This window comes from Olivibacter domesticus (genome assembly GCF_900109575.1).
In the GTDB taxonomy this organism is placed as follows: Bacteria; Bacteroidota; Bacteroidia; order Sphingobacteriales; family Sphingobacteriaceae; genus Olivibacter; species Olivibacter domesticus.
On sequence record NZ_FOAF01000006.1, the window covers coordinates 38,638 to 54,455 of the forward strand.

A 15,818-nucleotide genomic window follows, 5' to 3' on the forward strand; every position below is an offset into this window, starting at 1 on the left:
TTAATTAATAGTGATAGATGCTTCTTTAGTAAAATGACCTAAACCATAAGAAAAGGTAAGTACATCGCCTTTTATCAACTTAAAAGGCAGTTCTTCTACGTTCAACACTTTCTTAAAATACAAAGCGTCTACGCCTTCCTCTTCCAGCACCACTACCGTATCATCTTTACCATTTTTAGCTACACGTATTTTAGCCTGCTCTTGCACCAAAGGATTTAAGTTCAGCGGTGCAGCCAGTTGTAGCGTTATTTCTTTATTCTTTAAGTTACCTATGACACTCAAGGCCGTTAAATCATAATTTCTATAAGCAATTCCTTCCATCCAGGCAGTATTAAAAGTAACCCAGCCTTCCGTATGACCGGGATCGCCTCCATATGGATCATATTGGTACACATCCTCCTTTGGCGAGCCATCTAACACACCTCTAACCGTTTGCAGCATACCCGCTCCACCTTCCAATTCCTGGAACCAGCCAATGTCGGCCCCTTCAAAATCGACACAGGCATCATAGCTGTAATGCCTGCCGGTAGGATTTCTACCAAATACATTGTCAATATGGCCTACCGCCAATTGCTCCAACTTGTCCTTCAACTTTTTATCACTCAGTACTTGCTTCGCAGCCAAGACAGCTGCCGGAAACCCCGCAATATTACCAGGTTCATTAAAGCTACCATTTGGATTAAACGTTGGATCACTCGCTGGTTTAATGTCAGGTATTACCCATTTATCCTCTTTATACTTCCTAAAATCCCACATATTATCCGAGCGTTTTACAGCCACTTCCGCCCAAGACCTTATTTTCTCCAGCAGCTTTTTCGGCGCTTTATCGGGATAATGCTTAAAAAAGTAGCTCAGCGATTGCATTGTTACATATTCATTCATTCGCTGCCCCTTTGTTGTTGCCGGATCGTTCCAATCAAGGTTATCAATAATCCACACCGTTTGCTTAAGCGCTGCATTCCAATAGCGCTCAGCATCCTTTCGCCCTTCTCGTTTTGCCACTTCATATAGCATCAGATTTGGTACAATGGAGTGACCTGGCGGGAATTGTCCCTTCCCTGTCCCCATAATGGTATAGATTTGAAATAGATCAGCACTGTGTTCAATATCGTGCCAGCGCCACCTACTATTATCTGTATTGCCCCATATTGAAAACAGGTAATCCTTTGCCTCCTCATACACTTCTTTGGGTATATACTCACTCAGATAAGGGTACGCATATAAAAAATAAGCCAATTGTTCTTTCAATAAAGTATGATTCACCTTTCCTCTTAAATAGATATCTACCGCGTAATAGATTAAGCGAACAATCTCCGGTGTATTTTCAGGAAGCTCTTTTCTCAATCCGATATACTGACCCTCAATCGGCATTTGTTCTACTGTAAAAGCGTCCGGATTAGAGAAGTATAGGTTTATTAAGGCTTGTAATTCAAATGAAAATTGATGACTGTCGCGCCAGGCAACTCCCAAGAAGGGGCAACCGGCATTTTCCACGGTAGGCACAAAGCTATTGGTATTCCCATACCAACATCTATCATCGATCATAAATTGCATCGCAGGTTTGTAAGAAACCCGTTCGATCAGATAGGGCGCTATCTTAAAAGGAAAAGATTTACCGGCATCTTTTCCTTTAACAATTACCTGATAGGCTAAAGAACCGGTGGGATTGAATGCACTAAAGTCGCCTATTTTATCTTTTATCGTCCCTTCAAACAAGGTTTTATTCTCCCCTGCTTTCACGACCAGAAACGGGGTACCATCTGCCGCAAGCGGCGCTGTAAACCTTTTTACAGCACCCGTATTGTAACCGCTTTGATTCACCATTACCGGTTGGGGTTCATACGCAAAGACTTCCAGCTCACCCATCAATGTTTTATCCTTCGGTTTATATTCAACAACTAATTTATGCGCCTCAATCGGCTTAAAAGTTATCAGTTTTTTCGCCGGCAATACATCGGCAAAAACTTCCTTCTTCTCACCAGCCGAGCTAATGGCATAGATCCGAAGCGTGTCTGTTCCACGAAAACCTCTTAGCAACACACGATCAATATAGAAGGCCCCCAACAAGTCTACAACTATTTCATTCATGGGAGCCGTTGGGTAAGCGTAAAACAACGTAGCATCGTCCCCATCAACAAAATGTTTCCCAGGGTTATCAGAAATTTTCGGCTCAATAGAAACGGGCTTTCCTTTAGCAAGATTAAGCATTTGAGCTGCAAGCTTATTGTAAAACAATAAGCCTGTAAATAAACAACATATTATTAACTTTCGATTTATCATTGTCTTTATCGATCAAATTTTATCACCCTTAAACCCGCGGCCGGAATGCGCATGGTTATGTTATTATTAGTCTGGATGCGTATCGGCACTATCATCCCCTTTTGGTCCAGCAAAACTGGTTTTCCTTTCGACGCTTCTTGCTTAAATTCCTTCGAAAGGTCAATAGCTACCTCTATGTTTTGGTCAACCACACTGTTATTCATCAGCACAACATAGTAGGTGTTTTTGGTTAAACCTTTGGCACAGAAATAGTCGATCTTTTCATTATCTATCTGAACAGTATTTTTAGGAAGGTGAAGCGCTACCTCTTCATTAAACAACTTGCCCGGTGCAAAGCCATAAGGCTGGTGCGGACCAACTTTAGGGGTGAGGAATCCTCTGGGAAAACTAATCAAATTAGTTGTTCTTAAGGAAGCCTCCGAGAGGAGATAATCCATAATCCACCCTATTTGCCACCAGGCATGATGCGGAAATGGCCCTGGCCCCGCATTCATGGTACTCCAATAATAAGATGCCACATGGCTAGCCGGATCAACAAATGCATCTCTTCCCCAAGCGGCAGCACGCGCCATATCAATAAAAATAGCATCTTTTGTAAGCTCAAACATCCGAACAAACATGCCCGCGTGGCTGGCGAGCAGAATCGGCCCAGAAACATTGGCCGAACCAAAAATCCCACCATGCTCAAAACTTAAACCAACCTGACTAATCTGCCAATCCTTCCATTGCACGTCCTTAACGCGCTTATCTGCCGTAGAAGGGATTGGATGCGTGTAAATAGAAGTTGTATACAATCGGGCTGTTTCAATGGCGGCTGAGAGGTATACCTCCTTTTTAGTGAGATCATACAAATCCAGCAATGCCTGCGCCGTCTGACCAGTTGCAAAATCCGGGGCAAAACGAACGTCGCCACAAACACCTAAAAAAGAACCTTTGTTAACAGCTTCATCTATTAACCAAGCGGCACCTTTTTCAGCTCCCGCCAAGTATTTTTTGTCGCCCAACAAACGATAGGCCACCAGCAACCCATAAAAAGTGGGGCGTCGATCCATCAATTCCTTAAACACCGGATGCGTAGTCTTCCGATCATAAGCAACTTCCCATTGTCCATTCGTCTTTTGCCACGCCAACAATTTATCCCCCCCTATCCGCAAACGTTTCAAAAGTTCCAAATCCTGTGGTTGATATAACAATATATTCCCGAGATCAATCATTGTATAATAGGTCAGTGCGATAGGTTCTACATAATTCCCCCATTCTTCCGTGAAACGCTTTCCCTTCCATAGATAGTACTGACCGATTGCAGCACCCTGAAAAAAACCCGTATCCTGCTGCTGTTGTACCAATTTGAAGTTGCGGGCATCAGGCAGTCTCTCTTTTTGAAGTACCGTATCACCACTTAGCCTTGCAGCCATCCACATGGCACCGTAGTCTGAATTTTTAACAGCATCATGATCCGAACCGGCAATAGGTCCCAAATACGCTTGTGCGCCAATTTTTAATCCCTTATAATCATAAGTATTCCAAAGAGATGTGGAATCATCTTTTAGATAGTTCACCATGGCATTGATGCGGTGGGTGAGTGATTCATGGGTGTTTTTTAATTTCAGAAAATCGTTGAATTTATAGATATCATACACCACATGCTTATAGAGGTCAAACCAGCTATTGGTATTTAATGTATATCTAAATCGAAAAATCCGCTGTTCGCCCGCATGCATATAGGAGCTATCCTCGCCTAACACAGGGTGATATAAAGTAGGCGAAAGTTGGCCAGCGCGGTTCATTAAAGATAAACCTAACTTCCATTTACGTTGGGTTATGGCGTCTGTTTCCCAGGGATCCCTTCCTGTTCCCGGTTCTGGGGTTACCGCCAGACTCAGTCCATTCAGCTGCTGCACGAGCGGTGCTAAAGTGCTCGCTACCCGTTCACGTACCACAACGGGCTTATCCGGTATCCCCTGTCCATAACCATATGCTAATGTCAAATTTGGTTCCAATTTCTTTCCCTGAAAGTAACCAGGAAGAATCGCCCATTTCAAATTGCTCTCTTCGGTTGGATATAGCGTCGGGCTGGCTATTGCGTAATATCCATCTTCTTTTGCCGTGATGCGTATCTCTACCAGTAAATCGCTTGCATGATGATTGTCTAGTTGCCAGCGTGATTCCATCGAAAGTACACCCATATCCTGTTTAAAGTGCAGTTCCCCATCACTTGAATCAACTTCCCTAGGAAAAAAAGAAAGAGCCTTACCTGCCGTATTCAATGGAACAGGTTGGAGCGCCTCTTTCCACATCTTCAAATTATGCGGATAGGCGCTAAATAGATCAAGCTGATAGGCTTGCTCATTCGTATTACTTGTGTCTGGTATATCTTTGCTGAATAATATCGTGTATTCACCCAGCGGATTAACAACCGAATTGGCGTGCTGCCCATCTTTTAAAACGAGCTGATTCAAACGATAACCTTGCGGTGTTTTTGTCCACTGCAGCTTAAGATGGTCATTCTCCAAATCTACATTTGATTGAGCAAAGCCCGTCAAACTTATAAAAACCAAAACAATAGAAATAAATAGGCAATAACGCATGAGAACATCCTTTTTCATAACAATTTTGACATGACCATTAATTCCAGTCAGGGTTTTGCACCAATTCCCTATTAGCATTTATTTCATCCTGTGGTATTGGGAAATACCTATATTTTGCCTGCACATTTCGTTGCGGATACACATCGTTTGTAGCCGTTGGTATAACCGTCATAAATTTACCCGTTCTTGTTAAGTCGTACCAGCGATCTCCCTCTGCAAAGAATTCCCAAGCCCGTTCCTGTATCACCGCATCAATAAAGCCCTCATTCCCTAAACCAGGTACTAAGGCCTGTAGACCAGCACGTGTACGAACAGTATTTAAATAAGCATAAGCCGTCGTTGTTGGTCCATTTAATCTTGCTTCTGCCTCTGCCGCAATTAGATACACATCGGCTAAGCGTAAAATTGGAATATTCCGGATCGTGCCCGTTGTCGATACCGGATCTTGGTATTTTTTGATTAAAACCGCTTGCGGCGTAAAAGGAGAAATATTCCTCTGCGCAACCCATTCTCCATCTCTATTCAGATAAGTAGTATCCAACATCTTTCTTCTTTGATCACTCGGATCGAAAGAGTTGAAAAACGACATATAAGCAAACATGGAACCGTAAGAGGTACGCGCATATTCTGCCCCTCCACTACCCGATGGACCACACAGGCCAACCAACTGGTGGCCATTTCCCGGCGAAATAGGATCGCATTCATAAGACCAGATCATTTCCTTTCGCGCATCATCTTCCTTTGTATATGCATATAAATCGACCACATTCGGTATGAGCGAATAAGTTCCTGAGCTTATCACCAATTGCGCTTTTTCCAGTGCTGTCGACCAGTCTTCATTGTATAGTGCCACCTTCGCATAAAGGGTATAAATAGCTTCCCGCGATGGTCTTCCAGGTACTATAGAAGGGTAAGAAGGTAAACCAGCAGCATAAGCACTATCCAGGTCGCTGTATATCTGGCTATACACTTCCGGCAAGGCGCTTTTAGGTGTATAAGCCTCTGCCTGCGTTACACTCGGCGTGATTTTCACGGGGATTTCACCGAAATTTTTTGTGAGCATCCAAAAATAAAAAGCCCTCAAAAAGTGCGCTTCACCTAAGATTTGCGTTTTCCTGGTTTCATTCATCGTAATTTCCGGCACCTTTGTAAGTACCCAGTTTGCCTGTTCGATACCACTGTAGCAAGATGTCCAAATCTGCTGTGGTGATTCGTTTAACCTACCTTGACTACGCTGTATTGTATAGGTTGGATCTAGCGTAAAAAGCGTTAGGGAATTTCGGCCAACCACCGCACGTGGAAAAACCTGATCGCTGCTTAGATCGGGCACGAGGGTTGCAGCAGGACCGCCGTATAGAGGGCCCATCGCACTATATACAGCTAAAAGGCCTTTCTCAGCATCTGACGCTGTTTTATAAAAAGTCTCAGTAATGATAGAAGAATATACATCTTCTTCCATGCTGCAAGAAGTATAGGTAGAACTTATTATCAATACCGACAATAATTTCCAAATGTTTTTATATTTAAAAAATTTCATAACCAATTAAATTTAAACAGCCCTTAAAAATTTACCTGAATACCTGCTATAAACGACCTAGCTTGCGGATAAACCAAATTATCAACACCAATTTCCTTGTTCGAACCCGCAAAAGTGTTTACCTCCGGATCATAACCCGAATAATCAGTAATCGTAAAAAGGTTATTGCCACTTACATAAAACCTAACATCACTCAACACCCCTTTCAATCCCGATAAGCGATATCCCAAGGTCACATTACGCAGACGCAAATAAGAGCCATCTTCCATGGAATAATCGCTTATGGGTAATCTTCCCCCAACAAAGGGGCTAGAATATTGATTGCTGTGATTCTCCGGTGTCCAACGATTTACCACTCCTTTAAACAGATTTCGTTGCCCAATTGGGTTTTCAAATGATAACCTACTGATATTATAGATATCATTGCCCTGTGTTCCCGACAGGAACATACTTAAATCAAAATTCTTGTAACTTAAATTGGTAGAAAAGCCGTAAATAAATTTAGGATTAGGATTTCCCGTAATGATTTGGTCGTTCGAATTAATAATTCCATCATTGTTAATATCCTTCACTTTATGCCCGCCTACACGACCATCATAACCCGGCACAATTTCGTCTACACTTTGGTTGATCCCATCAAAAACGTATGTCTTAAAAACACCCAGGGGCTCTCCCACTTTAAGAAGTGTGTAGTTGGTAATAAATCGCTCGTTTGTAACACCACCATCTAAATCCAACACCTTATTTCTATTTATGGTCATATTGGCCGCTACCGACCATTTAAAATCACCATCAAAAATTGTCGCATTCGCCGCTATTTCAACGCCCTTATTCTCCAAAGACGCAAAGTTTCCTATCATCGTTGCGTATCCGGAAGAAAGCGGAAGTGCCTGCACATATAGCAAATCATCGGTACGTTTATGATAATAATCTGCCACAAACGATAACCTATTGTTGAACAGGCTAACATCGAGCCCGATATCCAGTTGTTTGGATTTTTCCCAACGCAAATCCGGATTCGCGATACCGGTTGGTCCAATGGCTGTTAACCAGGTATTGCCTATATTGTAGCCGCTGTTAGCAGCCACCGTTGCAAGCGACTGATACGGGATGATTCCTCCTGCATTGCCACTAATACCATAGCTGGCGCGCAGTTTTAAATCAGAAATTGCTTGCACATCCTTTAAAAACGGTTCCTCACTAATTCTCCAGGCACCAGATACTGCCGGGAAAAAGCCATATTTGTTATTTGCTCCAAATTTACTCGACCCATCTACCCTTGCCGTTACATCCAGAAAATACTTATCCCTAAAACCATAATTGATACGGCCCATGTAAGAATCCAAGCGCTGTGACGTTTTTTCGCTTGATACCGTCTGGTTTAAAGCAAGCTGTAGCGCCTCATTTACAGTGGCATCGTTCGGAAATCCCGTTGCACTGATTCTGTTCATCTTATAACTCTCGGTTTGCGTAGCAAACAAACCGGTAAATTTCAACGAATGGTCCTCTCCTATTTTCGTTGTATAAGTTAATAAACTCTCATGGAGTAAATTGAGGTAGTCGCGGTTCTCCTTTGATGCCGAACCGGAATTTTCGTTAACATCTGCAGCATTTAGAATAGATAGAGGTGAATAGTTGTCATATAAACGGTTCTCAATATCCGAATTAAAGGATGCGCGATAAACCAAACCCGGCAAAATGGTATACTCGCCAAATAAATTGATTAAGGTCCTTTTAATGTTATTACGCTGTAAGATTTCTGTGAAATTGAGTGGGTTTACTACCTCCCTATACCTACCATTTCCTTGCTCGCCAAATGGGAATACCGAACCATCAGGCCGATAGGCCTGTAGTACAGGAGGAGCACCAACCGCTGCCCCCAAAACACTTCCGGTTACCACCCCGCCACCATCTAAGGTTTCGGCACCCGCATTAACACCATTATTAGTAGAATAACTACCTAAAATACTAGTCCCTATTTTAAAGCGATCACTAATCTTATGGTCCACATTTAGCCGATAAGAATAGCGTGTGAAATCAGAATTTACAATAATCCCGTCCTGTTTAAAATAATTTAAGGACAGGGATAACTGCGTCTTGTCGTTTCCACCGTTTATAGCTAGTTGCTGGTTGTTAATAGGAGCACTTTGAAAAATAAGATCCTGCCAGTCTACCCCTTCACCCAAAGAAGCAGGATCTGGATAATAATTATCTTTAAAAACCTCATTCTCTAAGGTAGCAAATTCAGCTGCATTCAACAGGTCAAGTTTTTTACCAACCTTCTGTATGCCATAATAACTCTCCAGGGCAATGCGGGTAGCGCCTTCCTTACCTCTTTTTGTAGTAATCAGCACGACTCCATTTGCAGCCCGCGCGCCATATATAGCTGATGCAGAAGCATCCTTGAGTACCTCAACCGATTCAATATCATTCGGATTGATCGTAGAAAGCGGGCTCACATCATTGATTCCCCCACTATTTGAAATCTGAATCCCGTCTACAATATAAAGCGGTTCCGAATTTCCATTAATAGAATTTGTTCCACGTATCCGGACACTCACATTTCCACCCGGCGAGCCCGAATTCTGATTTATTTGAACACCCGAAACGCGCGATTGTAGTCCTTGGGCCACATTTACAACCGGCATCTGCGTCAGCTCATCGGCCTTCACCGAAGCAATAGAACCCGTTGTTTCTATTTTCCGCTGCGTACCGTAACCCACCACTACTACCTCATTCAGGACTTCATTTTTTTCCTTTAATTGCACTTTAAACACTAACTGATCGCTTTTTAAAGGAATCGTTAACGTTTCATAGCCTATCAAAGAAAAAAGCAGTGATTGGTCGCCCTGCTCAACATCCAGTCTATACTTGCCTTCCACATCCGTTTTAGTACGCACTTGTTTACCCGTTACCGAAATGGTAACGCCAGGAAGGTTTGCTCCGCTTATCTCGTCTGTCACGGATCCGGTTATCGTCCGTTTTTTTTGTGCTAGTACGGTTCCCATCCCGATTATTGCACAGAGAAATGTTAATAGAATTTTACGCATGGTTAGCCATAATTAGTTTACATTGGTGTGGTCTGGTCTGGTAATTAATACCAGCAAGCAATTATAGGCAGTTTCATTTTAAAATCCAAATTATTTTTTATATTCGTATAATATATTGATTTATAAGATCAAAATATCATAAAAAATTGGTTTGGTGTGGTCATGCATATCCTATCAATTTATTAATCATTTAAAACATGTCTAGTACAACAAAATCTTTAGAAGAGAAGAGTGATTCCTCCAGTCAGCGCATGAAATACCTGCAGCTGGTAGATCATATACAACAGCTTATCGAAACAGATCAATTACATATTAACGATCGGTTACCTTCGTTAAAACAATTTGAAAAGCAGTTTCATATCAGTAAGGAAACTGTTTTAAAAGGCCTGAATTATTTACTTGAAAAAGGTATTATTGAGTCGGTTTACAGGAAAGGGTATTATGTACGAAGAAAGTCGGTTGAACATACTTTTCGTGTTTTTCTGCTGCTTGATAAAATGAATCTTATGCGCGATAAATTTTATCACACCCTTTTCGAAGCGATAAAAGATAAAGCAGATATTGATGTATACTTTCACCATCACAATGTAAAGGTATTTGAAAAATTGATCACCGAAAACCTTCAAAGCTATACACACTTTGTTGTAGCGGCCTATCTAAAAGAAGATGTCTCCACGATCCTTAACCACATTCCGCCTGCTAAAAGAATCCTGATCGATTTCGATCAACCACATTTAACAGGCAAATATTCTTCCATCTATCAAGATTTCAAGTTAGACATATATGACGCGCTTACACAAGTAAAGTCTCAATTAGCCAAGTATACACAGCTTATACTCATTGTACCCGCTGCGGCATTCCATGCTACATTAGTAATCGATGGATTTCTGCAATTTTGCCAACAGCACCAGTACCCATACGTTATACAACATGAAGTATCCGCTGCTAATTTCCAAAAGGGAAATGTATATATAACCTTCAGTAGATACGATACGGATGATGTTGCGCTCATAAAATTAGCTCGCCAGAAAAAATACCTGTTAGGAGAAGACATCGGGCTTATTTCTTATAACGATACCGATGTAAAAGAAATTTTGGAAGGTGGTATTACAGTTGTTTCTTCAGACTTTGAGGCAATGGCTAATCAAGTAGCCGAAACCATTGAAAAAAAGCAGATTACCAGACAGCGGAATCCTACCAAGGTCATTCTTCGCCAGTCTTTATAAGCCAATCCTTCTGTATGTGTTATATATGATTGGCAAGCCTTCCATGTAATCAACATCGTTTTTATTGAAGATCCAAGGAAAGGTTTACCATATTCATCGTTTCATGTATCGTAAAGGGTTGATGCAGGGCCCAACTCAGCGAATAAACCTTGCCTTTATTTACATTGATTGGCGTTAATACTTTGCGGTATAGTTGTTGGGGAATGTTCCGATCCACTTCAATTACTACCTGCCGCTGAAACATATTATTCGACTTAATAAGTAACTGGTTTATACCTTTCTTTAATTTAAGCAACACCACGTCCTGTTTTTCACCTGCCCGCTTATCATTATTATGAAGTAACAAATTCTCTCCATTTAGTGCCAGCGCTATTCCATCAGCCGATGTCAAGTTAATCAATACGCTCGTTTCTTTATCAGCTATTATTTTTTGTGCGTAATAATAACATGCCATCCTATCTGCCGGAAGTTTAAGCTTACCAGCATGGGGATTTTCTATCCATGCTTTGTTCTTCCAATTTTTATGCATGTCCAGTAACGGATCCTGTGAATTGATCTCACCGATTCCCTCAAAGAATGGCCCAGCCACATAACTTTTTTCCCATCTCACAGCAGTTTTATCTCCTTGAAGAACAATTGCTTTATCTCCTTTTAATTCAACAGTCGTTTGCTTCCCATCAAAGGTAAGATCTATTTTTTTACCCCTTTCCTGATCCGTATACCATAAAACAGGCTTGATCGTTTTCGCATGCGCTGTCTTTAAATTCCACGACTCTTTTACGGTGCTTTTAAATCGACTATTATAATCAATTCCAGAATTGCTATAATATTTAAACGAATTTTGATGATTGAGTAACAGTGGTTTGTTTCCCAAAGTCAAAAGATGTGTAGGACTGATTTCATATCCTTTATCAAAAGACAGAGCAATGACTTTAAAATCAGCATCAACGGAGAAATCTGCAGGTAGTTGAAGAACAATCTGTCCATTCCCTTTATTAGCAAGCACGGGTTTTAAATGAGGTTCACCAAAGATCGATGCGGTTGTCACATGGCCATGTATACGGGGCAAGTAAATCACATTATCTTTCGGCTGTTTCATCACTAACAGATAGATCTTGTGAGGCGTACTGGTAACCGCTCCCCAATCGAAGATTTCACGAAAGGGATCGGGATTAACATCATAAATAGCTTCCTGATTTGTATCCAACCATTTGCCTATTCGTAACAATATTTTTTTTTCATAAGGCACCACTTCGCCATTTCCCTTGGGCCCTATATTAAGTAAGTACTTTCCTCCCCTACTCGCTACATTAATTAAACTCGTGAGCTTCTCTTTAAACTTTTCTTCCTCCGGAACATACTTCTGCCAGGATCTATACCCCCAGGTTTCGTCAAAAAAGGAGGCTGGAGACTGCCAAGGAACTCCTATTTCATAGTCGGGCTGCTGGTTATCAGACATCACTGTAAAGTCTCCCATATCGTTGCCCAATCTACTGCCAATCATACAATTTGGTTGCAGCTGATGTACCAGTGCCCTCATCTCCTTACTTTGTTCAAAAGTATTCGAACCCATATCAAACCACAATTCGGTTATTTCACCATAATTTGTTAACAGCTCCCTTATCTGCGCGAGATTATACTGATGATGAAGAGGTGGTATAGAATCAGAGTTATGGCTGGAAATCGGAGAAGCTTCCGGAAAATGCCAATCAATATTAGAAAAATAAAGTCCTAGTTTTATTCCATGCCGTTTACATGCCGCCGAAAGCTCCTTGATAACATCTCGTTGATAAGGTGTCGCTTTTACTACATTAAAATCTGTTGTTTGTGTGTTCCACATACAAAAACCATCATGATGTTTCGAAGTAAAGACAATCGCCCGCATCCCTGCATTTTTAGCCAGTAGCGCCACCGAATCGGCATTCCATTTTTCTGGATTAAACTGTTCAGCAACCTTTGCATAACTATCGCTGTAAATACCCGCATGCGCCTGAATCTGTTCTCCCAAACCTCTTGTAATCGGTTTACCATCCCAAACACTTCCTAATACCGAATAGATACCACCCCAATGTATAAACATATTATACCGCTCGTCTTGCCATCTTTTAAGTTCTTTCGGACCCGGCTGCGCCGCAAGTTTAGTCGCAAACATTATTATTAACAGAAAGCAAAGCTTTCTTCTTAGCATACTCCAGCGAACGATCATTTGATATATTTGCTTAAGGTTTAACACTTATACGAATAAGATATTCAATAATAAAAAAATAAACGAAACATGCCTTTTCAAAAACAGCTTCTTTTCATTTAAAAGAAGAAGAAAAAATGTCCCTTTTAATAAGATAGCTCAATAATAGCCAAAATAATCAATGGAATTCGCTATTGCTAATATTACATATTACTTTGCTAATTAAGCATAATGAGAAAAACGGGCTAAATCGCACATTTGTAATAAGCATATTTTGCGTAGAGAACCATTATCCTGTTATAAACCCAGTTTATTAAACGCTCAAAAAATGAAATGTCTTCGGCCCTTCAGCGTACAAGCAAAACACTTCCTTATAGCATGCCTATTAGTCACTTTTTGCATGGCATGTGGAAATAGTAATACAACACGTATTTATGTTTCAAAAAGAGGCAAAGACACAAACAACGGCACCAAAGACACCCCTTATGCAAGCCCCACAACAGCGAAAGAAGCCATTCTCAAACTAAAAAAAGAGGGACATCAGGGTGCCATTGAATTAGTCATTGAAGAAGGCATTTATTATCTAGATAAGCCATTGGTATTTCGAGCAATAGAATCAGGAACGACCCAAGCTCCCTATATCATTAAGGCTGCAGAAGGTCAAAAGGTCATCCTCAGCGCAGGTATTCCACTTGAACTCACTTGGGAGAAGCATAATGATAAAATCTGGAAAGCCACGGTTCCAAACGGGATAACCTTTGAAAGCCTTTTTGCCAACAATAAAAGCTTAATCCGGGCACGATATCCAAACTATGATGCTGAAATCCTACCATTTAACGGTTATGCAGCGGATGCAATGAGTTTAAAAAGAACACAAAAATGGAAAAATCCCATAGGCGCTTACGTGCATGCATTGCATGTGGGCCGTTGGGGAGGTTTTCATTATCAAGTTAGTGGAAAAAATGCGCTTGGAGAGCTTCAATTAACTGGCGGACAACAGAACAACCGACCCAGTGCCATGCACGAAACCTATCGTTATGTAGAAAATGTATTTGAAGAGCTTGACCACGAAGGGGAGTGGTATCTCGATAATACACAGCACATACTTTATTATTACCCTGCACCGGGAGAACACATCGAGCAAATGAACTTCGAAGCGTCCCATCTAGAAAACCTCGTTACACTGCTAGGTAATGAACAGCAGCCTATTCATGATATCACCATCCAAGGTATCAGCTTTATTCATACGGCCCCTACTTTTATGAAGACTGCGGAACCGCTCCTTCGAAGTGACTGGACCATCTACCGCCAAGGGGCTATTAAAATTGAAGGGGCAGAACGTTGTAAAATCCTCCAGTCGAATTTCACTGATCTCGGTGGTAACGCACTATTTGTAAGCAATTATAATCGAAAAATTGAAATTGCTGGCAATCTGATAGAAAATATTGGTGCGGGCGCCATTAATGTGGTAGGCAATCCAGCAGCGGTACGCTCTCCCTCCTTTCGTTATGAAGAATTCGTGCCTATAGCTAGAATGGATACGATAAGCGGACCAAAAACAAACCAATATCCCGCCGAATGTAAGATAACAGACAATCTCATTCGAAATATAGGACGCATAGAAAAACAGGTTGCAGGCGTACAAATCTCGATGGCGTCAGCCATACAGGTAAGCCATAATACTATTTATAATGTACCGCGAGCAGGCATCAATATTGGTGATGGTACTTGGGGCGGTCACTTGCTAGATCATAACGATGTATTCAATACCGTACTGGAAACAAGCGATCACGGCGCTTTTAATTCATGGGGAAGAGACCGCTTTTGGCATCCCAATAGAGCAACGATGGATTCGATTGCGGATGCACATCCAGCATGGGTAAAATTGGATGCTATAAAAACCACCATTATTCAAAACAATCGTTTCCAATGTGACCATGGCTGGGACATTGATTTAGACGACGGATCTACAAATTACACCATTTTCAACAACCTCTGCCTAAGTGGCGGACTAAAGCTTCGCGAAGGTTTCTACAGGACAGTTTATAATAATGTGATGGTAAATAATGGTTTCCATCCGCACGTATGGTTCAAAAATAGTCATGACGTCTTCAAAAACAACCTTGTTATGCAAGCACACCAAGACATTCAAGTTAATTATTGGGGAGACACCGTTGATTATAATATATATACAGCACCTGCTGCGTTGCAGCAAGACCAAGCGAAAGGCATTGAGCATCACGGCATGGTTGTCGCTTCTTCCTTTATCAATCCCAACAGCGGAGATTTCAATTTAAACAATACAACAAATACCTCCTTTAAACGTTTTGACATGCAGCATTTCGGCGTTACCAGCGACCGTTTAATACAGCTCGCTGAAAAGCCTGAAATCCCTCTATTAATTACGCAAAGCAACCCTGATACTGGTGAGACCTTCAAGTGGAAGCAAAGTATCTTTAAGAATGTAGAGACCCTAGGTGAACAGTCGGCCGCAGGTTTACCAACTATTGCCGGTGTCCTCACAATAGACATCCCTACCAGCTCACCTCTCTTCGAAAGCACCCTAAAGGTTGGCGATGTCATAGTGGCTTGTAATGACCGGCAAACAAAGAATTTTCAGGAATTATCCAATGTTTTAAAACAAGATCAATATAAAAATCAACTAAAGCTAATTATATATCGTAATCAAAAACAACAAGAAATTTTTGTTAACGAATGATTTTAATAGTTTAGTTCATACCCATTCAAAATCAACTTGCTTTGATTGATTCGTCTATACTTTTACTTATGCAGTAAAAAATTCCGTCAACAACCAGCCTACAGTAATTAACGAGAGTATTTAATAATCAGAATTTAAGTTGAAAATTTTTAATCATAAATCCTCATAACTCTTACAAAGGGTATATAAAATGAAGCATTTGAACCGTCAAAATAATATGTATCACCGAAACA

General features: G+C 41.1%; 7 protein-coding genes. 2 read left to right on the forward strand and 5 right to left on the reverse strand.

Annotated elements, in window-relative coordinates:
- The 4 genes from BMY50_RS19195 to BMY50_RS19210 form a co-directional block, all read right to left on the reverse strand.
- Nucleotides 1-2,208 (reverse strand): hypothetical protein, encoded by a 2,208-nt coding sequence (locus tag BMY50_RS19195; RefSeq protein ID WP_093327690.1) that lies wholly within the window; start codon nt 2,206-2,208, stop codon nt 1-3.
- 77 nt (nt 2,209-2,285) lie between these two features.
- On the reverse strand, nt 2,286-4,886 hold the full coding sequence (locus BMY50_RS19200) for a glycerophosphoryl diester phosphodiesterase (RefSeq protein WP_238383823.1): 2,601 nt from the start codon (nt 4,884-4,886) through the stop codon (nt 2,286-2,288).
- A gap of 19 nt (nt 4,887-4,905) precedes the next feature.
- A complete protein-coding gene (locus tag BMY50_RS19205; protein WP_093327692.1) occupies nt 4,906-6,405 on the reverse strand; it encodes a RagB/SusD family nutrient uptake outer membrane protein in 1,500 nt (499 codons plus the stop codon).
- Between the two features lie 23 nt (nt 6,406-6,428).
- Entirely contained in the window at nt 6,429-9,455 is a 3,027-nt protein-coding gene (locus tag BMY50_RS19210) for a SusC/RagA family TonB-linked outer membrane protein (protein WP_093327695.1), read from the reverse strand.
- 197 nt (nt 9,456-9,652) lie between these two features.
- Here BMY50_RS19210 and BMY50_RS19215 point away from each other — a divergent pair, with 197 nt between their 5' ends.
- A complete protein-coding gene (locus tag BMY50_RS19215; protein ID WP_202907888.1) occupies nt 9,653-10,681 on the forward strand; it encodes a GntR family transcriptional regulator in 1,029 nt (342 codons plus the stop codon).
- Between the two features lie 61 nt (nt 10,682-10,742).
- On the opposite strand, the gene BMY50_RS19220 is transcribed toward BMY50_RS19215, so the two are convergent.
- Entirely contained in the window at nt 10,743-12,833 is a 2,091-nt protein-coding gene (locus BMY50_RS19220) for an alpha-L-fucosidase (protein WP_162276638.1), read from the reverse strand.
- A 361-nt stretch (nt 12,834-13,194) separates the two neighbouring features.
- On the opposite strand from BMY50_RS19220, the gene BMY50_RS19225 reads away from it, so the two are divergent.
- A complete protein-coding gene (locus tag BMY50_RS19225; protein ID WP_093327701.1) occupies nt 13,195-15,585 on the forward strand; it encodes a PDZ domain-containing protein in 2,391 nt (796 codons plus the stop codon).
- Nucleotides 15,586-15,818: the final 233 nt, after the last annotated feature.